At 63.7% G+C, this 21,045-nt stretch carries 19 protein-coding genes; 15 read left to right on the plus strand and 4 right to left on the minus strand.

All coding sequences use genetic code 11. The annotated features are described in order from the left end of the window. Nucleotides 1-124 precede the first annotated feature (124 nt). Entirely contained in the window at nucleotides 125-799 is a 675-nt protein-coding gene (locus tag GEV02_RS16035; protein ID WP_152838927.1) for a sigma-70 family RNA polymerase sigma factor, read from the minus strand. Nucleotides 800-942: 143 nt separating this feature from the next. On the opposite strand from GEV02_RS16035, the gene clpP reads away from it, so the two are divergent. Beyond that, on the plus strand, nucleotides 943-1,557 hold the full coding sequence (clpP, locus tag GEV02_RS16040; protein WP_152838928.1) for an ATP-dependent Clp endopeptidase proteolytic subunit ClpP: 615 nt from the start codon (nucleotides 943-945) through the stop codon (nucleotides 1,555-1,557). Between the two features lie 7 nt (nucleotides 1,558-1,564). Here clpP and GEV02_RS16045 read toward each other — a convergent pair whose 3' ends face one another. Next, complete coding sequence (locus GEV02_RS16045; protein WP_152838929.1) at nucleotides 1,565-3,478, minus strand: methyl-accepting chemotaxis protein; 1,914 nt, start codon at nucleotides 3,476-3,478, stop codon at nucleotides 1,565-1,567. A 178-nt stretch (nucleotides 3,479-3,656) separates the two neighbouring features. Between GEV02_RS16045 and GEV02_RS16050 the strand changes: the two genes are divergently transcribed. From GEV02_RS16050 to GEV02_RS16065, 4 genes are all read left to right on the plus strand, one after another. Continuing rightward, complete coding sequence (locus GEV02_RS16050; protein ID WP_152838930.1) at nucleotides 3,657-5,081, plus strand: sensor histidine kinase; 1,425 nt, start codon at nucleotides 3,657-3,659, stop codon at nucleotides 5,079-5,081. Next, nucleotides 5,071-5,664: a hypothetical protein gene (locus tag GEV02_RS16055; RefSeq protein ID WP_152838931.1), complete on the plus strand. Its 594-nt coding sequence runs from the start codon at nucleotides 5,071-5,073 to the stop codon at nucleotides 5,662-5,664. The genes GEV02_RS16050 and GEV02_RS16055 overlap by 11 nt, the downstream gene beginning before the upstream one ends. Next, a complete protein-coding gene (locus GEV02_RS16060; protein ID WP_268878637.1) occupies nucleotides 5,661-7,178 on the plus strand; it encodes a sigma 54-interacting transcriptional regulator in 1,518 nt (505 codons plus the stop codon). The genes GEV02_RS16055 and GEV02_RS16060 overlap by 4 nt, the downstream gene beginning before the upstream one ends. Before the next feature lie 226 nt (nucleotides 7,179-7,404). Beyond that, nucleotides 7,405-7,737, plus strand: coding sequence for a BON domain-containing protein (locus tag GEV02_RS16065; RefSeq protein ID WP_152838932.1), 333 nt, complete (start codon nucleotides 7,405-7,407; stop codon nucleotides 7,735-7,737). A gap of 198 nt (nucleotides 7,738-7,935) precedes the next feature. On the opposite strand, the gene GEV02_RS16070 is transcribed toward GEV02_RS16065, so the two are convergent. Together GEV02_RS16070 and GEV02_RS16075 are read right to left on the minus strand one after the other, a co-directional pair. Next, nucleotides 7,936-9,258 (minus strand): homoserine dehydrogenase, encoded by a 1,323-nt coding sequence (locus GEV02_RS16070; RefSeq protein WP_152802704.1) that lies wholly within the window; start codon nucleotides 9,256-9,258, stop codon nucleotides 7,936-7,938. Between the two features lie 112 nt (nucleotides 9,259-9,370). Then, nucleotides 9,371-10,603 carry a pyridoxal phosphate-dependent aminotransferase gene (locus GEV02_RS16075; RefSeq protein WP_152838933.1) on the minus strand — a complete coding sequence of 411 codons (1,233 nt, stop codon included), beginning with the start codon at nucleotides 10,601-10,603 and terminating at the stop codon, nucleotides 9,371-9,373. Between the two features lie 186 nt (nucleotides 10,604-10,789). On the opposite strand from GEV02_RS16075, the gene GEV02_RS16080 reads away from it, so the two are divergent. The 10 genes from GEV02_RS16080 (at nucleotide 10,790) to GEV02_RS16125 (ending at nucleotide 21,027) form a co-directional block, all read left to right on the plus strand. Next, nucleotides 10,790-11,182, plus strand: coding sequence for an Mth938-like domain-containing protein (locus tag GEV02_RS16080; RefSeq protein ID WP_152838934.1), 393 nt, complete (start codon nucleotides 10,790-10,792; stop codon nucleotides 11,180-11,182). Further along, a complete protein-coding gene (locus tag GEV02_RS16085; protein WP_152838935.1) occupies nucleotides 11,182-12,843 on the plus strand; it encodes a glycosyltransferase family 39 protein in 1,662 nt (553 codons plus the stop codon). The genes GEV02_RS16080 and GEV02_RS16085 overlap by 1 nt, the downstream gene beginning before the upstream one ends. A 27-nt stretch (nucleotides 12,844-12,870) precedes the next feature. After that, nucleotides 12,871-13,242 (plus strand): SMR family transporter, encoded by a 372-nt coding sequence (locus tag GEV02_RS16090; protein WP_152838936.1) that lies wholly within the window; start codon nucleotides 12,871-12,873, stop codon nucleotides 13,240-13,242. Between the two features lie 53 nt (nucleotides 13,243-13,295). Next, the gene (locus tag GEV02_RS16095) at nucleotides 13,296-14,435 is read left to right on the plus strand and encodes a DegT/DnrJ/EryC1/StrS family aminotransferase (RefSeq protein WP_152838937.1); all 1,140 of its coding nucleotides are present in this window, start codon (nucleotides 13,296-13,298) and stop codon (nucleotides 14,433-14,435) included. 11 nt (nucleotides 14,436-14,446) lie between these two features. Further along, nucleotides 14,447-15,442, plus strand: a complete 996-nt coding sequence (locus tag GEV02_RS16100; protein ID WP_152838938.1) for a glycosyltransferase — start codon at nucleotides 14,447-14,449, stop codon at nucleotides 15,440-15,442. Continuing rightward, on the plus strand, nucleotides 15,435-16,379 hold the full coding sequence (locus GEV02_RS16105) for a formyltransferase (protein ID WP_070357771.1): 945 nt from the start codon (nucleotides 15,435-15,437) through the stop codon (nucleotides 16,377-16,379). Before GEV02_RS16100 ends, GEV02_RS16105 begins: the two co-directional genes overlap by 8 nt. Nucleotides 16,380-16,401: 22 nt before the next feature. Beyond that, the gene (locus GEV02_RS16110; protein ID WP_008450881.1) at nucleotides 16,402-17,454 is read left to right on the plus strand and encodes a bifunctional UDP-4-keto-pentose/UDP-xylose synthase; all 1,053 of its coding nucleotides are present in this window, start codon (nucleotides 16,402-16,404) and stop codon (nucleotides 17,452-17,454) included. 36 nt (nucleotides 17,455-17,490) lie between these two features. Beyond that, nucleotides 17,491-18,435 (plus strand): polysaccharide deacetylase family protein, encoded by a 945-nt coding sequence (locus GEV02_RS16115; RefSeq protein ID WP_152838983.1) that lies wholly within the window; start codon nucleotides 17,491-17,493, stop codon nucleotides 18,433-18,435. A gap of 24 nt (nucleotides 18,436-18,459) precedes the next feature. After that, nucleotides 18,460-18,924, plus strand: a complete 465-nt coding sequence (locus GEV02_RS16120) for a peroxiredoxin (protein WP_008450886.1) — start codon at nucleotides 18,460-18,462, stop codon at nucleotides 18,922-18,924. Nucleotides 18,925-19,197: 273 nt separating this feature from the next. Further along, nucleotides 19,198-21,027: a PhoH family protein gene (locus tag GEV02_RS16125; protein WP_152838939.1), complete on the plus strand. Its 1,830-nt coding sequence runs from the start codon at nucleotides 19,198-19,200 to the stop codon at nucleotides 21,025-21,027. Nucleotides 21,028-21,045 lie beyond the last annotated feature (18 nt).

Genomic DNA, 21,045 nt, shown 5'->3' on the forward strand with positions numbered 1-21,045 from the left:
AGGTGACGGAAGCTATTCAGCAAATCCTGTGCCAACCAATTAGCGACGATTTCGCGCGTTTGCAACGGCATACGTTCGCCAGCTGTCCATTATCGAACATCTACCGCTGTCCGATAACGGACATTTACGCCGCCAGCGCCAGAGCGTATGACGCATCGTTGGCGCATGCCTGCAAGCGGCGCGAAGCCAGCACCGACACCGGCTGTTCATCGCCGAGCAGCAGCATCATCGCCGGCACGTCCAGGCCGTTGATCGCGGCCTGGAAACGGCGCAGCAGTTCGCGACAAAGTTTTTCTCCCGGCGGCACGTCGTCCTCGCGCAAGCGCCTGCGTGCGCGCGCCAGGTGCTGGCGGGCGCTCACCGTCTTGATGCCCAGTCTGGCCGCAATCTCCGCATGCTCGCATTCGAACACATCATGCAGCACCACCGCCAGCCGCTCGGACGGCGACAGGCACGCCAGCAGGCGCTCCAGCGCCTCGCCCAGTTCGGCGCGCCGCAGCAAGCCTTCTTCCGGCGTCTCGGCCGCCACATCGGACGTCAGCTCCATGGCCGCGTGCGCGGCCGCCGCATCGCGGGCGCGCCTGCGCAGCCGGTCGATCGACTGGTGCTGCACCACGGTGGTCAGCCAGGCGGCCGGCGTCGCCAGCGCGCTCTGCTCGGCGACCCGCCATTTGAGAAAACAATCCTGCACGATGTCCTCGGCTTCGGCCTCGCTGCCGACGATGCGACAGCTGATCGCTTTCAGGCGCGGACGCAGCCGCTCGAACAGGGCGCCATCGGTGTCGGCAATGCTGGGCATGGGAATCTCCTTGTATGAGGCTGGTGCCACTTGACGCTCGGCGCGGCCCAGGTGTGACACGCCGGCGATATATTTTTTTATTGTCACACAGCGCCGGTCCGCAAACGTCAAGCGATACCCAACTCTATCGCAAAAGGACCATCATGACTTCGCATTCTCCTCAGGCGCTCGGCCTGGTCCCCACCGTCATCGAACACACGGCGCGCGGCGAGCGCGCGTTCGACATCTACTCGCGCCTGCTGAAGGAGCGGGTGATCTTCCTGGTGGGAGAAGTGACCGAGCAATCGGCCAACCTGATCGTCGCGCAACTGCTGTTCCTGGAATCGGACGATCCCGGCAAGGATATTTCGCTGTACATCAATTCGCCTGGCGGCTCGGTGTACGCCGGCATGGCGGTGTACGACACGATGCAGTTCATCAAACCGGACGTGTCGACACTGTGCACAGGATTTGCCGCCAGCATGGGTTCCTTCCTGCTGACGGCGGGCGCCATCGGCAAGCGCTACGCCTTGCCCAACGCCCGCATCATGATGCACCAGCCGCACGGCGGATCGCAGGGCGTGGCGGCCGACATCGAGATCCAGGCGCGCGAAGTGCTGTATCAGCGCCACCGCCTCAACAGCATCTACGCCGAACGCACCGGCCAGCCGCTGGCGCGGATCGAAAAGGATTCGGACCGCGACAACTACATGTCGGCCCAGCAGGGCGCGGAATACGGCCTGATCGACCGCGTGCTCACGTCCCGCGATCAGGCCTAGGTTCCACTCAGCGCAGCGCCAACCGCGACGATGGCGCGGCGCGCGTCGCCTCCTCCAGCTTGAACACGCTGACCACTTCCGCCAGGTTGGCGGCCTGCTCCTGCAAGGAGCCCGCCGCCGCAGCGGCTTCCTCCACCAGCGCGGCATTCTGCTGCGTGGTGCTGTCGATTTCCGTCACCGCCAGGTTGACCTGGGCGATGCCTTCGCTCTGCTCGTGGCTGGCGGCGACGATCTCGCCCATGATGCTGGTCACTTGCTCGACCGACGAGACGATCTTGCTCATCGTGACGCCCGCTTCGTCCACCAGCACGCTGCCCGCATCGACCTTCACCACCGAATCGCTGATCAGTTCCTTGATTTCCTTGGCCGCGCTGGCCGAGCGCTGCGCCAGGTTGCGCACCTCGGACGCCACCACCGCGAAGCCGCGCCCCTGCTCGCCGGCGCGCGCCGCTTCCACCGCGGCGTTCAAGGCCAGGATATTGGTCTGGAAAGCGATGCCATCGATCACGCCGATGATGTCGACAATCTTGCGCGAGCTGTCCTTGATCGACACCATGGTCTGCACCACGCGGCCCACCACTTCGCCGCCCTCGGTCGCATAACCGGAGGCCGACTGCACCAACTGGTTGGCGTGCTTGGCGCTTTCGGCGTTCTGCGTCACGGTCGCGGTCAGCTCTTCCATCGCCGATGCCGTCTCTTCCAGGCTGGACGCCTGCGCCTCGGTGCGCGACGACAAGTCCAGGTTGCCGCTGGCGATTTCACTCGATGCCGTGGCGATGGTTTCCGTACTGTCGCGCACCTTGCGTATCGTCGCGTTCAGCGATGACACGAAGCGGTTGAAGCCATCGGCCAGCGCGCCCACCTCGTCCTCGCTCTCGACCGGCATGCGGCGGCTCAGGTCGCCATTGCCGTCGGCGATTTCGCCCAGCATCTGCGCGGCGCGCGCCACCGGCGCGGCGATCGCGCGGCTGACCAGGAAGACAACGAACAAGCCAATGCCGCCGCCCACCAGGCCGCCCACCAGCGCCGAGATCGTCACCGAGCGCGTCACCGCGCCCAGCACTTCGGACTCCGGCACTTCGGCGATCACGTACATATTCAACTCAGGCACGAAGGACGAGGCCACCAGGCGCTTGCCGCCCGGCGCCGAGTAACTGGCGCTGGCGTAGTTCTGGCCGCCCAGCAGCTTGGTGCTGAGCTCGGCGCTGAAGCCCGGCAAATCTTTCATGAAATGCTGGCCGTCCGCCAGCGCGGTCTCGCGGTGCACAATCAGCATGCCGTTCGGCCGCACCAGATAGACGAAGCCGGACTCGCCGACCTTGTAGCTGCGGATGTTCTCGGCCAGCTTGTTGACCGACAGCCCCAGGCTGGCCACGCCGATCTTGCCGTCGCCGGTATCGAAGCGGGTATTGATGAAGACGTTGTAAGTGCTCGCGCCCGGCTCCTTGTCCAGGTTCAGCGAATACGGCTTGCCGCTGGCGAGGAAGCCGTAGAACCACTGGTCGCCCGCCGCGCCCTTGTCCAGCGTGCGGTTGTAGCCCTTGTCGTCGAAATACTTGCCGGTGCTGCCGGAGACCCACGAGACGGCGGCCGCCTTCATGGTCTTGCGGATGCTGGCCGAATACGCGATCCAGGCCGGCACGCCGCTGTCCGGCAAGCCGGCCTTTTCCCAGTCCAGCAGGAAGGTATTGCCACTGACCGACAAGGTGGCCGCCAGCGGCTCGCCGATCTGGCGCAGGATGTCGTTGCGGATTTCACCCACCTCGGCCGGCAGCTCCTGGTTGACCACCCGCTCGCGGATGCTGTTGCCCGTCATGACCACGCTCAGCGTGGCTGAAATCGCCAGGAACAGCAGCAGGCAGGCCGCCATGCTGAGCATTAGTTTTTGCTGGATCGACAAACGCCGCAGAAGACTAGCCATGACACTCCCCAAAGGTTAAATCAGCACAACTACATTTGTAAATCAGCGTAATCGAAGAGTGTTGCCGTGCGCAACATAATATTCCGCTTCCGTGCCGAACAACAACGCAACCAATCGAACAGGCCGTAAGGCCGCTTTCACCATATCATTCAAACCATATAGAGACTAATTAACGACGATGCTAACGAAACTTTCGTTTCGCCAGCTGCTGCTGGGCGTCTTCCTGCTGATCGCCGTGCTGCTGAGCGCGGCCTCGCTGCACGCGTTGTGGACCCTGGACCGGCTCGCCGCCCACAGCCGCGACAGCGGACGCCACGCCCTGGCACTGACCGAAAACACCCAACAACTTGCCGAGCGCAGCGTCGCGATGGCGCGCAGCGCGCGCCAATTCCTGGTGCTGGACGATCCCGCCTTCCGCACGCGTTACGCCGACGCCTGGCGCGAGGCGCGCGCGGCGCTGGACGCGGTGGCCGCCGCCCTGCCCTACACGCCGCCCGGCACCTTCGACCGTTGGCGCCGAGCCGGCGAACAGGCCTGGGACATCCTGCAAGCACCGGCGCGGCCGCGTTCCAGCGCGCGCCAGCAGGCGCTGGAGAAAGTGCTGGCGCCGCTGCCGTCGGTGAACGCCGAGCTAGCCGACGAGGTCAAGCTGGAAGTGGAGCGCCGCAACAGCGTGCTGTTGAGCGAGCTGGACCAGCGGCGCGGCGTGCTGAAGGGGCAAGTGATGGCGTCCATCGTGCTGGCGGCGCTGCTGGCGGGCGGCTTCGGGCTGTGGCTGTCGCGCCCGCTCGCGCAGATCGAATCGGCCATCGACCGGCTCGGCGAGAACCGCTACGACCAGCCCATCGCCGTGCGCGGCCCCAGCGATTTGCAACGCGTGGGCCAGCAGCTGAACTGGCTGCGCCAGCGGCTGTCGGACCTGGAGGCGGACAAGGCGCGCTTCCTGCGCCACATCTCGCACGAACTGAAGACGCCGCTGGCCGCGCTGCGCGAAGGCGTGGCCTTGCTGGAGGATGGCGTGGCCGGCGCGCTGTCGCCCAACCAGCGCGAGATCGCCGGCATCCTCAACCAGAACACGGCGGCGCTGCAATCGCAGATCGAAGCGCTGCTGCGCTATAACGCCGCCACCTTCGACGCCCACCACCTGCAACGCGAACCGACCGACGTGGCGGCGCTGCTGGCCCAGGCCATCGCCACCCAGCGCCTGCAAACGCAGGCCGCCGGCTTGAGCGTCACGGTCGAGGGCACGGCCCGGACCATCGCCGTCGACGCCGAGAAACTGGCGGTCGCGGTCGGCAACCTGCTGTCGAACGCGGTGCGCTTCAGCCCGCACGGCGGACAGGTGGCCTTCCATCTCGCCGAGGCCGGCGGCAAGCTGCGCATCGACTGCATCGACCAGGGACCGGGCGTGGCGCCCGACGACGCGGCCCGCATCTTCGAACCGTTTTACCAGGGCGCGCGCCAGCCGCCCGGTGCGCGCCGGGGCAATGGCATCGGCCTGTCCATCGTGTACGAATACGTTGCCGCCCATGGCGGCGCCCTGCAACTGCTGCCCTCCGAACGGGGCGCGCATTTCCGAATCGAATTGCCTTATGACCTATGATTTAACTTCCGTTGCGGGACGCCGCTGGCTGCTGCTGATGCTCAGCCTGTCGCTGGCCGCCTGCACGCTGAACCCGCCCCGCCCCACGCTGCCGACGCCGGCCGAGGTGACGCTGCCTCCGCCACCGGTCATCGTCGAACTGCCGCCGCCGCCACCGCCGGACGAGGTCGGGCCGCTGCTCAGCTATCACCAGCAACTGCGCAAGATGACGCAGGGCGATATGCTGAAAGAGTTGAGCGGCCTGGGCCTGCAACAACGCAGCCCACGCGTGGCGATCCAGATGGGCATGGTGCTGATGCTGACGCGCGGCAGCGGCGACCTGGCGCGCGCGCAGGCGCTGCTCGACAGCGTGGCCACCGCCACCGAGACCGAGGCGCAGCCGTTCAAGGCGCTGGCGCAACTATTGTCCAGCAATTGCGCCGAGACGCGGCGGCTGGCCGAGCATGCCGACAAGCTGGCCTCGCAGCAAAAGGATAGCCAGCGCCGCATCGACCAGCTCAACGAGATGCTGGAAGGCTTGAAGACCATCGAGCGCACGCTGCCGGCCCGCCCGGCGGTAGGGCCACAGGCGGTGATCAAATGAGCGCCCGGGCCGATGACATGGCGACCGGCGCCGATCCGGCGGCGGACGGCCAGCGGCGCGAACCCGCCGCACTGCCCCGCGAGCCCGGCACGCTGACCCGCGAGCGCGACAACGGCGCCCCGCGCAGCGCAGCCGCCGGCCAGGGCGCCCATCTGCTGCTGGTCGACGACGACGCCGACCTGCTGCGCCTGCTGTCCATGCGCCTGACCGCCAACGGCTACCGCGTCACCGCCGTCGGCAGCGCCGAGGCCGCACTGGCGCGCATGTCGATCGAGCTGCCGCGCCTGGTCATCAGCGACATCCGCCTGCCCGACCGCGACGGCATGTCGCTATTCCAGGAAATCCGCAGCACCTACCCGGCCCTGCCGGTGATCCTGCTGACGGCCCACGGCACCATCCCCGACGCGGTCGAAGCCACCACGCTGGGCGCCTACGCCTATCTGACCAAACCGTTCGACGCCAAGACGCTGCTGGAACGCATCGTCCAGGCGCTGAGCCTGTCCGCGCCCGAGCCCGGCCCCGCCAGCGGCGACCACGCCTGGCGCGCCGGCCTGATCAGCCGCAGCCAGTGCATGGACGAGCTGCTGGCCGAGGCGCGGCTGGTGGCCGCCTCCGACGCCAGCATCCTGATCCGCGGCGAAAGCGGCACCGGCAAGGAGTTGCTGGCCAACGCCATCCACCGCGCCAGCCGGCGCAGCAAGGCGCCCTTCATCGCCGTCAATTGCGGCGCGATACCGGAGGCGCTGCTGGAGTCCGAACTGTTCGGCCACGTCAAGGGCGCCTACACCGGCGCGGTCGCCAGCCGCGAAGGCTTGCTGCAGGCGGCAGACGGCGGCACGCTGTTCCTCGACGAGATCGGCGACATGCCGCTGCTGCTGCAAGTAAAACTGCTGCGCGTGCTGCAGGAGCGCGTGGTGCGCCAGCTGGGTTCGGATATCGCGCGCCCGGTGGACGTGCGCATCCTGTCGGCCACCCACCGCGACCTCGACGTGGCGATGCAGGAAGGCCAGTTCCGCGAAGACTTGTACTACCGCCTGAACGTCATCACGCTGACCTTGCCGCCGCTGTCGCAACGCCGCGAAGACATCGCGCCGATGGCGACCCAGTTCCTGCAGACGCTGGCCGCCAAGTATGGCAAGACCGTGCGCGGCTATGCGCCCGGCGCGCTGGAGGCGCTGACCACGGCCGCCTGGCCCGGCAACGTGCGGCAGCTGTACAACGTGGTCGAACACGTGTGCGCGCTGGCGACGGCGCCGCTGGTGCCCTTGTCGCTGGTGCAGCGGGCGCTGCGGGTGCCGTCGCTGGAGGTGCTGAGCTACACCGAGGCCAAGCAGCGCTTCGAGCGCAACTACCTGGTCCAGCTGCTGAAACTGACCGACGGCAACGTGGCCGACGCCGCCCGCCTGGCCGAACGCAACCGCACGGAGTTCTACCGTCTGCTGCAAAAACACGACCTGGACGCCAGCCTGTTCCGCGCCGACGGCGCCGCTGTCGCCGCAGAGCGACAGGAATAATCCCTTACAAATCAGCCACTTGCGGAATGGCGACGGAAGCTTGTCGCCATCTCCCGACAAAACCCAGGCAATATGGCCTGAAATACCACGGGCAGACGATTTCCAATAGGAAAATCACGCATAAGTCATTGATTTCAATCTAATTTTCAGAGCTGGCACGGGCTTTGCAAAGGAGAGGATAACGTCACTGACGTTTCACCCTCAAACTGAAAAAAGGAAGCAAATCATGATGACTACCAAACTGATCGCCCGCCTGATGGTTGCCGCCACCCTGACCGCCGCTGCCGCCACCGGCACCGCGTTTGCCGCCGGCCAGACCGAAGCCGCCATGGCTGGCGCCGCCAAGACCGGCACCGCCACCAATGACGAAGCCATCACCAGCAAAATCAAGGCTTCCCTGGCAGATCAAAAACAAATTGGCGTGACCACCACCGACGGGGTGGTTGTGCTGAGCGGCTCGGTAGCGAGCACCGACATCGGCACCAAGGCGATTCAGGTCGCTTCGGCCGTGCCTGGCGTGAAAGAAGTGAAAAGCGAACTGACCGTCGCTTCGAAGTAAGCAGTACCGCAGTACCGTAGTAGCAGCAACCCCGTGTAACTAGGAGAAACCCTTCACCGGACAGCGTGCGTAGACGCCGTCCGGTTTTTTTTCGTCTACAGCGCTGGGGTCAAGTCTGACATTCGGACACGAGCTCTACCGTAACGCTGGTTACGGTAGAGCTCGTGTCCGAATGTCAGACTTGACCCCAGCTTTAAATCAGCTCAGGTTTTCCAGGCGGATCTTGGTGACGTTGCCGCACACCGTGGCCAAGCCTTCGATCTTGGCGATGGCCGCCAGCACGTTCTTCTCCTGCGTCTGGTGCGTCAGGAAGATGATATCGGTGCGGGTCTCTCCTTCCGCCGGTTCCTTCTGCATCATGGCGTCGATCGAGATGGTGGCGTCGGCCAGGATGCGGGTCAGGTCGGCCAGCACGCCCGGCTGGTCGCTGACGTTCATGCGCAGGTAGTAGCTGGTGGTGATCTCCGCCATTGGCAGGATCTCGATATCGGTCATCGCGTTCGGCTGGAAGGCCAGGTGCGGCACGCGGTGCTCGGCATCGGCGGTGGCCAGGCGGGTGATGTCGACCAGGTCGGCGATCACAGCCGACGCGGTCGGCTCGGAACCTGCGCCCTTGCCGTAGTACAGGGTGGCGCCGACGGCGTCGCCATGCACCAGCACGGCGTTCATCGCGCCTTCGACGTTGGCGATCAAACGTTTCGATGGGATCAGCGTCGGATGCACGCGCAGTTCCACGCCTTCCACGCCGTTGACCTTGGCGCGCTTGGCGATGCCCAGCAGCTTGATGCGGTAGCCCAGCTGCTCGGCGTAGCGGATGTCGATGGCGTTCAGCTTGGAGATGCCCTCGACGTGCGCCTTGTCGAACTGCACCGGAATGCCGAAGGCAATCGCCGACATGATGGTGGCCTTGTGCGCCGCGTCCACGCCTTCGATGTCGAAGGTGGGGTCGGCTTCAGCGTAGCCCAGTTCCTGCGCCTGCTTGAGCACGGTCGCGAAATCCAGGCCCTTGTCGCGCATCTCGGACAGGATGAAGTTGGTGGTGCCGTTGATGATGCCGGCCAGCCATTCGATGCGGTTGGCGGTCAGGCCTTCGCGCAGCGCCTTGATGATGGGGATGCCGCCGGCCACGGCCGCTTCGAACGCCACCATCACGCCCTTGGCTTGCGCGGCGGCGAAGATCTCATTGCCGTGCACGGCCAGCAGCGCCTTGTTGGCGGTGACCACGTGCTTGCCGTTGGCGATGGCTTGCAGCACCAGCGCCTTGGCCTGGTCATAGCCGCCGATCAGCTCGACGACGATGTCGATCTCGGGATCGTTGACGATGTCGAACGGGTCGGCCACCACTTTGACCTTGCCGCCGGTGCGCGTCTTGGCGCGCTCCAGGTTGCGGGCCGAGACCGCCACCACTTCGATGCCGCGGCCGGCGCGGCGGCGGATTTCTTCCTGGTTACGGGCCAGCACATCGAACGTACCGCCGCCGACATTGCCGACGCCTAACAAACCTATTTTGATGGGTTTCATATAAATCGTTTCTATAGTTTGAACCCCGTCATTCCCGCGCAGGCGGGAATCCATAGAACCCGTGTCATTCGGCTCAGTATGGATTCCCGCTTTCGCGGGAATGACGGTGCAGTTAGAAGCTGGCGCCGTGACGTTTCCGGTAGCCTTCCATGAATTTGGCGATGCGGCCGAAGGCCTCGATCATATCGTCCGAATTCGGCAGGAACACGACGCGGAAGTGATCCGGCGCGATCCAGTTGAAACCGCTGCCCTGGACGATCAGCACTTTTGTTTCAGCCAGCAGCTCGTAGGCGAACTGCTGGTCGTCCGCGATCGGGTAGATCTTCGGATCAAGGCGTGGGAACATGTACAGCGCAGCTTTCGGCTTGACGCAGGTTACGCCTGGAATATCGGTGAGCAGCTTGTAAGCCAGGTCGCGCTGCTTGAGCAGGCGTCCGCCCGGCCCCACCAGGTCGTGAATCGACTGGTAGCCGCCAAGCGCGGTCTGGATCGCAAACTGGCCCGGCGCATTGGCGCACAGGCGCATCGAGGCCAGCATGTTCAGGCCTTCGATATAGTCTTTCGCATGGTTCTTCTCGCCCGACACCACCATCCAGCCGGCGCGGTAGCCGCAGGCGCGGTAGTTCTTCGACAGGCCGTTGAAGGTGACGAACAGCACGTCGTCGGCCAGCGAGGCGATGGACACGTGCTCGGCGCCGTCATACAGCACCTTGTCGTAGATTTCGTCGGCGTAGATGATCAGCTGGTGCTGGCGCGCCAGTTCGATGATCTGCAACAGCAGCTCGACCGGGTACAGCGCGCCGGTCGGATTGTTCGGGTTGATGACGACGATGGCGCGCGTGTTGGAATTGATCTTGCGGCGCATGTCTTCGATGTCCGGGAACCAGTCCTGCATCTCGTCGCACACATAGTGCACCGGCGTGCCGCCGGACAGCGACACGGCGGCGGTCCACAGCGGATAGTCGGGCGCCGGCACCAGCACTTCGTCGCCGGTGTTGAGCAGCGCGTTCATCGACATCACGATCAGCTCGGACGCGCCATTGCCGAGATAGACGTCCTCGATGGTCACGCCGGGAATATTCTTGCCCTGGGTGTAGTGCACCACGGCCTTGCGCGGCGCGAACATGCCCTTGGAATCGGTGTAGCCCGCCGCGTTGGGCAGGTTGATTTTCATGTCCTGGACGATTTCATCCGGCGGATCGAAACCGAACACGGCGAGGTTGCCGATATTCAACTTCGTGATCTTGTGGCCTTCTTCCTCCATTTGCCGGGCTTTTTCCGGCACCGGGCCGCGGATCTCGTAGCAGACTTCCGCTAATTTGTTCGATTTTTGAATCGGTCGCAAAATAAAATCCTGTCTTGGTGAGGCAAACCGCTCAGGACTGCCAAAATCCCCCCGGCGGCCCGTGCTGCAATGCGAAAAGACCCATTCTGCCGAAAGGCTCCCATTTAATCAACCTTTCAGACTGGAACACCCCGGAAAAACGCTACAATGGCGCTTCTTTTGCCGACTAAAACCGCGATTTCTGTCATGAAGCTCCACGCCAGCGATACTCAAAAATACCAGACCGTTACCGGTTACGATGAAACCGGGGTCGAAATCAACGCCCAGCGCTATAACTACAGCCTGATCGTGCTGCCGGAAATCCCGCCGCGCGCCTGGGATGCCCCTACCTTCGAATCTATTACCGCAGAGCACTTCGTCACCATCGGCGATGACAACCCGGACGTCGTCATCCTCGGCACCGGCGCCAGGCAGCGCTTCATCCATCCACGCCTGACCGCCGCGCTGACCATGCGCCGCATCGGCGTCGAATGCATGGACAGCCAGGCCGCCTGCCGCACCTACAACATCCTGATGGGCGAAGGCCGCAAGGTCACGCTCGCTCTGATCATCGACCACACCGAGGGCAAACCAGCCTGATGAACGACCTGTACAACTCCAAGAAAATCGTCTGGTCGCTGCTGGCCGCGTTCATCATCGTCTGGCTGTACGTGCTGGGCGTGCGCACGCTGGTGCCGCCCGACGAGGGCCGCTACGCCGAAATGGCGCGTGAAATGTTCGTCAACGGCGACTGGATCACCACGCGCCTGAACGGCATCAAGTATTTTGAAAAGCCGCCGCTGCAAACCTGGATGAACGCGGCTTCGTTTGCCGTGTTCGGCCTGGGCGAGTGGCAGGCCCGCCTGTGGACCGGCCTGTGCGGCCTGGGCGGCGTGATCCTGACCGGCTACGCGGGCAACCGCGTGTTCGGCGCGCGCGCCGGCTTCTACGCCGCGCTGGCGCTCGGTTCCAGCCTGTTCTGGGTGGCTTCCGGCCAGATCGATTCGCTGGACATGAGCCTGTCCGGCATGATGACCATCGTGCTGTGCGCGGTGCTGGTCGCCCAGCGCGACGGCGCCTCCGATAGCGAACGCCGCAACTGGATGCTGCTGTGCTGGGCAGGCATGGCGCTGGCGGTGCTGGCCAAGGGCCTGATCGGCCTGGTGCTGCCGGGCGCGGTGCTGGTGCTGTACTCGGCGTTGTCGGGTGACATCGCCATCTGGAAGCGCCTGCACCTGGGCAAGGGCCTGCTGCTGTTCTTCGCCGTCGCCACGCCGTGGTTCGTGCTGGTGGCGCTGCGCAATCCCGAGCAGCCGCACTTCTTCTTCGTGCACGAACATTGGGAACGCTTCTTCCTCAAGACCCACCACCGCGAAGGCCCGTGGTACTACTTCTTCGTGATGCTGATCCCCGGCATCATGCCGTGGCTGGGCCTGCTGCCGCAGGCGCTGTGGGGCGCCGTGCGCCGCGACCGCGCCGGCGTGTTCCAGCCCAAGCTGCTGCTGCTGATCTGGGCCGTGTTCATTTTCTTCTTCTTCAGCTACTCCAGCTCCAAGCTGCCCGGCTACATCCTGCCGGTGTTCCCGGCGCTGGCCCTGCTGATCGCGGTCAACCTGGAAAACGCCTCGCGCCGCAGCCGCATGATCGCCGCCGGCCTGCTGGTGCTGATCGGCGTGGGCGGCGTGGCCGCCGTGCCGCAGATGGTGCACATGGCCGTGCGCCATCACGAGGAAACCGCGCTGCTGGAAGCCTATCAGCCGTGGGTGCTGATGGCCGGCATCGTCGCCGCGGCCGGCGGCGCGCTGGCGCTGCTACATGCGCGCCACCTGCGCCGCGACCTGACAGTGCTCACCATGGCCGTGGCCGGCTTCATCGCGACCCAGCTGATACTGACCGGTTTCGAGCCGTATGGCAAAATGCGCGCCGGCAAAGCGGTGGCGATGAAAACGCTGCCCGAGCTCAAGCCCGATACCAAGATCTACTCGGTCGACACCTACGAGCAGTCGATGACCTTCTACCTGCAGCGCACCGTGGTGCTGGTCGACTACTGGGATGAGTTCACCTTCGGCCTGCGCCAGCAGCCGGAGCTGTCCATCCCGACGGTCGAGCAGTTCGTGGTGCTGTGGAACCAGCACACCGCGCAAGGCGTCAAGGCGCTGGCCATCCTCAGCCCGGAGAAGTATGCCGAGCTCAAGGAAGACGGCCTGACCATGCGCGTGGTGGCCGAAGATACGCGCCGCGTCGTGGTGGCCAACCTGTAGTTTATAAAAATCTTATAAATAATATTAATGAATATTGCAACTTTCAGCTTTATCGTCTTCGGCGTGCTGCTCAACGCGGTGGCCCAGCTGCTGCTCAAGGCCGGCACCAAGAACATCGGCGAGATCCACCTGACGCTGAGCAACCTGTTCTCGGTCGGCCTCAAGGTGGCGAGCCAGCTGCCCATCATCGGCGGCCTGACCTGCTACGTGCTGTCGGTGGTGCTGTGGATCATCGCGCTGTCGCGGGTGGACGTGTCGATCGCCTATCCGATGCTGTCGCTGGGCTATGTGGTGACGGCCATCGGCGCCTGGTACCTGTTCGGCGAAGCGCTGACGGTGCAGCGCCTGGTCGCCATCGGCATCATCCTGGTGGGCGTTGCCTTGCTGGCGCGTACCTGACGAACAATTTAGAATGCGGCCATAAGCCAAAAACAACGAGAGCGAACTACCCAATGACCTCCGCCTTACCCTTCTTGCCTTTTTCGAAACCAACGATCGATGAGGCAACCATCGCCGCCGTCAGCGACGTGCTGCGTTCCGGCTGGATCACCAGCGGCCCGAAAGTGGCCGCCTTCGAAGCCCAGATGTCCGAGTATTTCGGCGGCCGCCCCGTGCGCACCTTCAATTCCGGCACCTGCACGATGGAAATCGCGCTGCGCATCGCCGGCATCGGCGCCGGCGACGAAGTCATCACCACGTCGATCTCGTGGGTCGCCACGGCCAACGTCATCATCGAAGTGGGCGCCACGCCGGTGTTCGCCGACATCGACCCGGTCACCCGCAATATCGACCTCGACAAAGTGGAAGCCGCGATCACCCCGCGCACCAAGGCCATCATTCCGGTCTACCTGTCCGGCCTGCCCGTCGACATGGATCGCCTGTACGCCATCGCCAAAAAGCACAATCTGCGCGTGATCGAGGACGCGGCCCAGGCCTTCGGCTCCGAGTGGAACGGCAAGCGCATCGGCTCGTTCGGCGATTTCGTCTCGTTCAGCTTCCAGGCCAACAAGAACATCACCACCGGTGAAGGCGGCGCGCTGGTGCTGAACAATCTCGAAGAAGCCAAGCTTGCCGAGAAGTACCGCCTGCAAGGCGTGACCCGCAGCGGCGTCGACGGCATCGATGTCGACGTCCTGGGCGGCAAGTACAATATGAGCGACATCATGGCCGCCATCGGCCTGGGCCAGTTCGCCAATATCGCCAACATCACCGCGCACCGCCGCAACCTGGCGCGCCATTACTACCAGGCTTTCGGCCCGGATTTCGAAGCCCAGTCCGGCGCCCAGCTGCCGCTGCAAGCCTTCGAGACCAGCAATTACCACCTGTTCCAGATCGTGCTGCCCGATAACGGCCCGACCACGCGCGCCGACTTCATGCGCGCCATGCAGGAGCGCTACAACATCGGCACCGGTTATCACTACGCACCGATCCACCTGTTCACCATGTACCGCGAACGCGGCTTCAAGGAGGGCATGTTCCCGGTCTCGGAAAAAATCGGCCGCCTGACGGTCACCCTGCCGATGTTCTATGCCATGACCACGGCCGATGTCGACCGTGCCGTCGCAGCCGTGAAAGCGATTTTGATCAAATGAGCGTGTCGTTGATGAAACCTGAAATTACCGTCGTTATCCCGATCTACAACGAACAGGCCGGCCTGCAAGCGCTGTTCGACCGCCTCTACCCGGCGCTCGACAAGCTGGGCACGACCTACGAGATCGTGTTCGTCAACGACGGCAGCCGCGACAACTCGGTCTCCATGCTGGCCGAGCAGTTCCGCGCCCGTCCCGACGTCACCCGCGTGGTGCTGTTCAACGGTAACTACGGCCAGCACATGGCCATCCTGGCGGGCTTCGAAGCCTCGCGCGGCGACATCATGATTACGCTGGACGCCGACCTGCAAAACCCGCCCGAGGAAATCGGCAACCTGGTCGCCAAGATCCGCGAAGGCTACGACTACGTCGGCTCGATCCGCCGCAAGCGCCAGGATTCGGCGTGGCGCACCTACGCGTCCAAGGCCATGAACCACCTGCGCGAGCGCATCACCAACATCAAGATCACCGACCAGGGCAATATGCTGCGCGCCTACGGCCGCAATGTGATCGACCTGGTCAACCAGTGCGGCGAGGTCAACACCTTCGTGCCAGCGCTGGCCTACCGCTTCGCCCGCAAGCCGACCGAGATCATCGTCGAGCACGAGGAACGCGCGGCCGGCGAATCGAAGTACTCCTTGTACAGCCTGATCCGCCTGAATTTCGACCTGGTCACCGGCTTCTCGCTGGTGCCGCTGCAGTTCTTCTCGATGTTCGGCATCCTGCTGTCGCTGGCCTCCGGCCTGCTGGTGTTTGTGCTGCTGATACGCCGCCTGTTCCTGGGCGCGGAAGCCGAGGGTCTGTTCACGCTGTTCGCGATTGCCTTCTTCTTCATGGGAACGATCCTGTTCGGCATCGGCCTGTTGGGCGAATACGTCGGCCGCATCTTCCAGCAAGTGCGCGCGCGCCCTCGCTACGTGGTACAAACGATACTGGAACAAAAACCCGGCCAGTCGCTCGACGTGCCGGCCGGTGTGGAAAAACGTACCGTAGGCCGAGGCCATGACTGATTTCGATAAACCGCAACGCGCCGTCGTCTTCGGCTACCACAACGTCGGCGTACGCTGCCTGAAGGTGCTGCTGGCCGGCGGCGTCGATGTCGCGCTGGTGGTCACGCACGAGGACAGCGACAACGAAAACATCTGGTTCGAATCGGTGATTTCGCTGTGCCAGGCCGAGGGCATCCCCTACATCACGCCGGCCGACGCCAAATCGCCCGAGCTGCTGGAACAGGTCAAGGCGGCCAAGCCGGACCTGATGTTCAGCTTCTACTACCGCAACATGCTGCCGGCCGAGCTGCTGGCGGTGGCGCCCGCGTTCAATATGCACGGCTCGCTGCTGCCGGAATTCCGCGGCCGCGCGCCGGTCAACTGGGCGGTGCTCAACGGCGCCACCGTCACCGGCGCCTCGCTGCACGAGATGACCGTCAAGCCCGACGCCGGCGCCATCGTCTCGCAGATGGAAGTGCCCATCCTGCCGGACGACACCGCGCACGAAGTGTTCGGCAAAGTCACCGTGGCGGCCGAGCAGGCGCTGTGGCGCGTGCTGCCGTCGCTGCTGGACGGCACGGCGCCGCGCATCAAGAACGACCTGAGCAAGGGCGGCTACTTCGGCGGCCGCAAGCCCGAGGATGGCCGCATCAACTGGCTGATGCCGGCGCAGGATGTGTACAACCTGCACCGCGCCGTGGCGCCGCCCTACCCGGGCGCCTTCACCGATATCGGCGGTGTACGCTATGTGCTGCAACGGGCCCGTTTGTCTGGCAATTTCGGCAATGTTGTATCGCTAAGTTTGCCACCGGGCTTGACAGTAGTGGATAATTGCATCTTTGGCGTGTGCGGCGATGGCCGCATGCTGACGATTTCCGCCTTGACGGCCGACGGGGAACCCGTAACGGCTGAGCAGTTGCAATCCCGCCTGGCGGAGCTGTCCGCTGGCGGACAATGAACATTACCTGGGTAACTATCAAATGAAAAAAGTCCTCATCCTCGGCGTCAACGGCTTCATCGGCCATCACCTGTCGAAGCGCATCCTGGAAACGACCGACTGGCATGTCTACGGCATGGACATGAGCACCGACCGCATCACCGACGTGCTGGAGAACGAGGCCTACAAGTCGCGCATGCACTTCTTCGAAGGCGACATCACGATCAACAAGGAATGGGTCGAGTACCACGTCAAGAAATGCGACGTGATCCTGCCGCTGGTCGCCATCGCGACGCCATCGACCTACGTGAAGGCGCCGCTGCGCGTGTTCGAACTGGACTTCGAGGCCAACCTGCCTATCGTCCGCTCGGCCGCCAAGTACGGCAAGCACCTGGTGTTCCCGTCTACCTCGGAAGTGTATGGCATGTGCCACGACGACGAGTTCGATCCTGAAAACTCGGAACTGGTCTGCGGCCCGATCAACAAGCCGCGCTGGATCTACTCCAACGCCAAGCAGCTGATGGACCGCGTGATCTGGGGCTACGGCATGGAAGGCCTGAACTTCACGCTGTTCCGTCCGTTCAACTGGATCGGCGCCGGCCTGGATTCTATCCACACGCCGAAAGAAGGCTCGTCGCGCGTGGTGACGCAGTTCTTCGGCCACATCGTCCGCGGCGAGAACATCTCGCTGGTCGACGGCGGCGCGCAGAAACGCGCGTTCACCGACATCGACGACGGCATCGACGCGCTGATGAAAATCATCGCCAACAAGGACGGCGCTGCTTCGGGCAAGATCTACAACATCGGCAACCCGGTCAACAACTACTCGATCCGCGACCTGGCCGGCATGATGCTGAAGCTGGCCGAGGAATATCCTGAGTACGCCACCGGCGCCAAGCAGGTCAAGATCGTTGAAACCACCTCGGGCGCCTACTACGGCACCGGCTACCAGGACGTGCAGAACCGCGTGCCTAAGATCACCAACACCTGCGAAGAGCTGGGCTGGAAGCCGACCACCTCGATGGCCGACGCGCTGAAGAAAATCTTCGACGCCTACCGCGGCCAGGTGGCCGAAGCACAAAAACTGATGGACTAAGATTTGACCGAGACTTTGCAAACGCAAGCGCCGCTGATGGTGTTGAAGATTGATGTCGACACCTACCGCGGCACCCGTGAAGGCACCATGAACCTGGTGCAGATGCTGAAGGCCCACCAGGCCCAGGCGACTTTCCTGTTTTCGCTGGGGCCGGATCACACCGGCTGGGCGCTGCGCCGCGCGCTGCGTCCGGGGTTCTTCAGCAAAGTCTCGCGCACGTCCGTGGTCGAGCATTACGGCCTCAAGACGCTGATGTACGGCACCCTGCTGCCGGGTCCGGACATCGGCAAGGATTGCGCCGGCGAGATGCGCTCCGTGCGCGACGCCGGCTTCGAATGCGGCATCCATACCTGGGACCACGTGCTGTGGCAGGACAATGTCGCCAAGCGCGACGGCGCCTGGTCCACCAGCATGATGCGCAAGGCCGCCGCCCGCTTTTCGCAAGTGTTCGGCACGGCGCCGCGCACCCACGGCGCCGCCGGCTGGCAGATGAACAACGCCGCCTTCGCCGAGCATGACGCCGCCGGCTATGCCTACGCGTCCGACGGCCGCTGCGTGTTGAACGACAACGGCACGCTGGCCAATCCGGCCGACGGCCCTCACCGTTTATCCGATGGCGACAAGGTGCTGTCCCACATCCAGCTGCCGACCACGCTGCCGACGCTGGACGAGCTGCTGGGCCGCGAAATCGACGGCGTCACCATCGGCACCGGCAACATCGCCGCCTTCCTGCTGAAGCTGACCGCCGGCGCCACGCGCGACCACGTTTATACTTTGCATTCCGAACTTGAAGGGCAAAAACTCGCCCCCATATTCGAGCAGTTATTGGCTGGCTGGAAGGCGCAGGGTTACACATTGGCGTCGATGGCCGATTACCATCAGAAGGTCCGGCATCAGACCATGCCGGTTTGTCCGATCACCTGGGGCGAGCTGCCCGGTCGTTCGGGACAGCTGATCGTACAGGGCGCCGCCCGTTCTTAATGCGTATCGTTCAGGAGAGTGCCTGTGGCTGATAGCCCATCCGTCGTACCCGATTTTTCCGCCGCCATGACCAGCGGCCAGACCTTCCAGCTGTCGGGCCGTCCCGCCCGCCATACCGTGCTGTTCTTCTACCCCAAGGACAACACCCCGGGCTGCACCACCGAAAACATGGCGTTCCGCGACCTGCACGAGCAATTCCAGGCTGCCGGCGCCGAAGTCTATGGCATCAGCCGCGACTCGCTGCGCTCGCACGAAAGCTTCAAGACCAAGCTGGGCCTGCCCTTCGAGCTGATTTCCGACCCTGACGAGGCCGTCTGCCTGCAGTTCGGCGTCATGAAGATGAAGCAAATGTACGGTAAGACTGTACGCGGCATCGAACGCAGTACGTTTGTGATTGACGCTACCGGTCAATTGGTGAAAGAATGGAGAGGCGTGAAGGTAGCGGGTCACGTCGATGAAGTGCTGGAATTTGTAGCGCGTCAGGCTTAGTTTCAGGATGCGCGTTGCAGCTTCCGGAGTTGCCCAACCGAACCAAGCCTATTCAGCTATTTTGAGTCATCACTGTAATTCACACCACCACCCTACATGGTGGCCAGCCGGCCACCACGCGGTACTTTCTCCGGGCATGATGAGCGCCCGTCGGCAGTCTTTAAACCCTGTTTTACCCAGCATCCACCCCATCCGGTCCCAACGTTTCCTTGACCGGGAAGCGTGCTGCGCCTATGGGCGGATTCCTCCAGATATTCTTCAAATGAGATCCTGATGCCACTGCCAAAATTACCTAGTAAGCCAGCGACTTTACTTCTGGCGAAAGATTATCCAAAAGCGACAGGGCCGCGCCCAGTCCCCGCCATCGCAGCGGTGGCTGAAGTCGCGCCCGCGCCGAAGAAAGCGGCGCCTGTCAAAGCAGTGCCTGTAGCAAAAACCAAAGTCGAAGCACCGAAAACCAGCAGCAAGTCCAAAGCCGTGGCGGCCGTACTGAAGGCCGCCCCTGCCGTATTGAAGAACGCCGCAGCCGGCATCGCGCCAGCCGCCGCCCCTGCCAAACCGGCCGCCAAGGCCAAGCCGGTGCCGGCCTCACGCGGCAAGGTTACGCCGATCACCGCCGAGGCCCCGCATCCGGCCAAGCACAAGCCGCATGAAGTGGCGATCAAGTCCTCGACCAGCCGCCACGCCGACCAGACCGGCACCACCAAGCTGTTCGTGCTGGATACCAACGTGCTGATGCACGATCCATCGTCGCTGTTCCGCTTCGAGGAGCACGACGTCTACCTGCCGATGATGACGCTGGAAGAGCTGGACAACCACAAGAAGGGCATGACCGAAGTGGCGCGCAACGCCCGCCAGGTGTCGCGCACTTTGGATGCGCTGGTGTCCAACACCGACGACGACGCCATCGAGAATGGCATCCCGCTGTCCAAGCTGGGCAACAAGGACGCCAAGGGCCGCCTGTACTTCCAGACGCGCCTGCAAACGGCCGACCTGCCGGTCGGCCTGCCGGTCGGCAAAGCCGACAACCAGATCCTGTCCGTGGTCCGCTCGCTGGAAGCGGAACAGGAAGGCCGCCCTGTGGTGCTGGTGTCCAAGGACATCAACATGCGCATCAAGGCGCGCGCGCTGGGCCTGCCGGCCGAGGATTACTTCAACGACCACGTGCTGGAAGACACCGACCTGCTGTACTCGGGCATCGTCCAGCTGCCGGACGATTTCTGGACCAAGCACGGCAAGGATCTGGAGAGCTGGCAGGAAAACAAGAACGGCCAGAGCGCGACGTTCTACCGCGTCACCGGCCCGTTTGTGCCTTCGCTGCTGGTCAACCAGTTCATCTTCCTGGAACCGAAGAATGGCGAAACGCCATTCTACGGCCAGGTCAAGCAGATCAACGGCAAGACCGCCGTGCTGCAGACGCTGCGCGACTTCAGCCACAACAAGAACAATGTGTGGGGTGTGACCGCCCGCAACCGCGAGCAGAACTTCGCCTTGAACTTGCTGATGAATCCGGAATGCGACTTCGTCACCCTGCTGGGCCAGGCCGGTACCGGCAAGACCCTGCTGGCGCTGGCCGCAGGCCTGGCGCAAGTGCTGGAGACCAAGCTCTACAACGAAATCATCGTCACCCGCGTGACGGTGCCGGTCGGTGAAGACATCGGTTTCCTGCCGGGCACCGAGGAAGAGAAGATGTCGCCATGGATGGGCGCCTTCGACGACAACCTCGAAGTGCTCAACAAGTCCGATTCCGACGGCGGCGAGTGGGGTCGCGCGGCAACGCAGGACCTGATCCGTTCGCGCATCAAGATCAAGTCGCTCAACTTCATGCGCGGCCGCACCTTCGTCAACAAGTTCCTGATCATCGACGAAGCGCAGAACTTGACGCCCAAGCAGGTCAAGACGCTGGTGACGCGCGCCGGTCCCGGCACCAAGATTCTGTGCCTGGGCAATATCGCGCAGATCGACACGCCTTACCTGACCGAAGGGTCAAGCGGCCTGACGTATGTGGTGGATCGCTTCAAGGGATGGTCGCACAGCGGTCACGTGACGCTGGCGCGCGGCGAACGCTCGCGCCTGGCAGACCACGCGAGTGACGTTCTGTGATGTAGTAGAATAAGCCCG

Origin of the sequence: Rugamonas aquatica, from assembly GCF_009380215.1 — a bacterium.
GTDB classification, from domain to species: domain Bacteria; phylum Pseudomonadota; class Gammaproteobacteria; order Burkholderiales; family Burkholderiaceae_D; genus Rugamonas; species Rugamonas aquatica_B.

Excerpts from the sequence above, each read along its gene's own strand:
- clpP (WP_152838928.1), top strand. The coding sequence starts at position 943 with ATGACTTCGCATTCTCCTCAGGCGCTCGGCCTGGTCCCCACCGTCATC.
- GEV02_RS16095 (WP_152838937.1), top strand. The coding sequence starts at position 13,296 with ATGACCTCCGCCTTACCCTTCTTGCCTTTTTCGAAACCAACGATCGAT.
- GEV02_RS16105 (WP_070357771.1), top strand. The coding sequence starts at position 15,435 with ATGACTGATTTCGATAAACCGCAACGCGCCGTCGTCTTCGGCTACCAC.
- GEV02_RS16055 (WP_152838931.1), top strand. The coding sequence starts at position 5,071 with ATGACCTATGATTTAACTTCCGTTGCGGGACGCCGCTGGCTGCTGCTG.
- GEV02_RS16070 (WP_152802704.1), bottom strand. The coding sequence starts at position 9,258 with ATGAAACCCATCAAAATAGGTTTGTTAGGCGTCGGCAATGTCGGCGGC.
- GEV02_RS16100 (WP_152838938.1), top strand. The coding sequence starts at position 14,447 with ATGAAACCTGAAATTACCGTCGTTATCCCGATCTACAACGAACAGGCC.
- GEV02_RS16060 (WP_268878637.1), top strand. The coding sequence starts at position 5,661 with ATGAGCGCCCGGGCCGATGACATGGCGACCGGCGCCGATCCGGCGGCG.
- GEV02_RS16090 (WP_152838936.1), top strand. The coding sequence starts at position 12,871 with ATGAATATTGCAACTTTCAGCTTTATCGTCTTCGGCGTGCTGCTCAAC.
- GEV02_RS16115 (WP_152838983.1), top strand. The coding sequence starts at position 17,491 with ATGGTGTTGAAGATTGATGTCGACACCTACCGCGGCACCCGTGAAGGC.
- GEV02_RS16080 (WP_152838934.1), top strand. The coding sequence starts at position 10,790 with ATGAAGCTCCACGCCAGCGATACTCAAAAATACCAGACCGTTACCGGT.
- GEV02_RS16125 (WP_152838939.1), top strand. The coding sequence starts at position 19,198 with ATGCCACTGCCAAAATTACCTAGTAAGCCAGCGACTTTACTTCTGGCG.
- GEV02_RS16035 (WP_152838927.1), bottom strand. The coding sequence starts at position 799 with ATGCCCAGCATTGCCGACACCGATGGCGCCCTGTTCGAGCGGCTGCGT.
- GEV02_RS16085 (WP_152838935.1), top strand. The coding sequence starts at position 11,182 with ATGAACGACCTGTACAACTCCAAGAAAATCGTCTGGTCGCTGCTGGCC.
- GEV02_RS16045 (WP_152838929.1), bottom strand. The coding sequence starts at position 3,478 with ATGGCTAGTCTTCTGCGGCGTTTGTCGATCCAGCAAAAACTAATGCTC.
- GEV02_RS16110 (WP_008450881.1), top strand. The coding sequence starts at position 16,402 with ATGAAAAAAGTCCTCATCCTCGGCGTCAACGGCTTCATCGGCCATCAC.
- GEV02_RS16065 (WP_152838932.1), top strand. The coding sequence starts at position 7,405 with ATGATGACTACCAAACTGATCGCCCGCCTGATGGTTGCCGCCACCCTG.
- GEV02_RS16050 (WP_152838930.1), top strand. The coding sequence starts at position 3,657 with ATGCTAACGAAACTTTCGTTTCGCCAGCTGCTGCTGGGCGTCTTCCTG.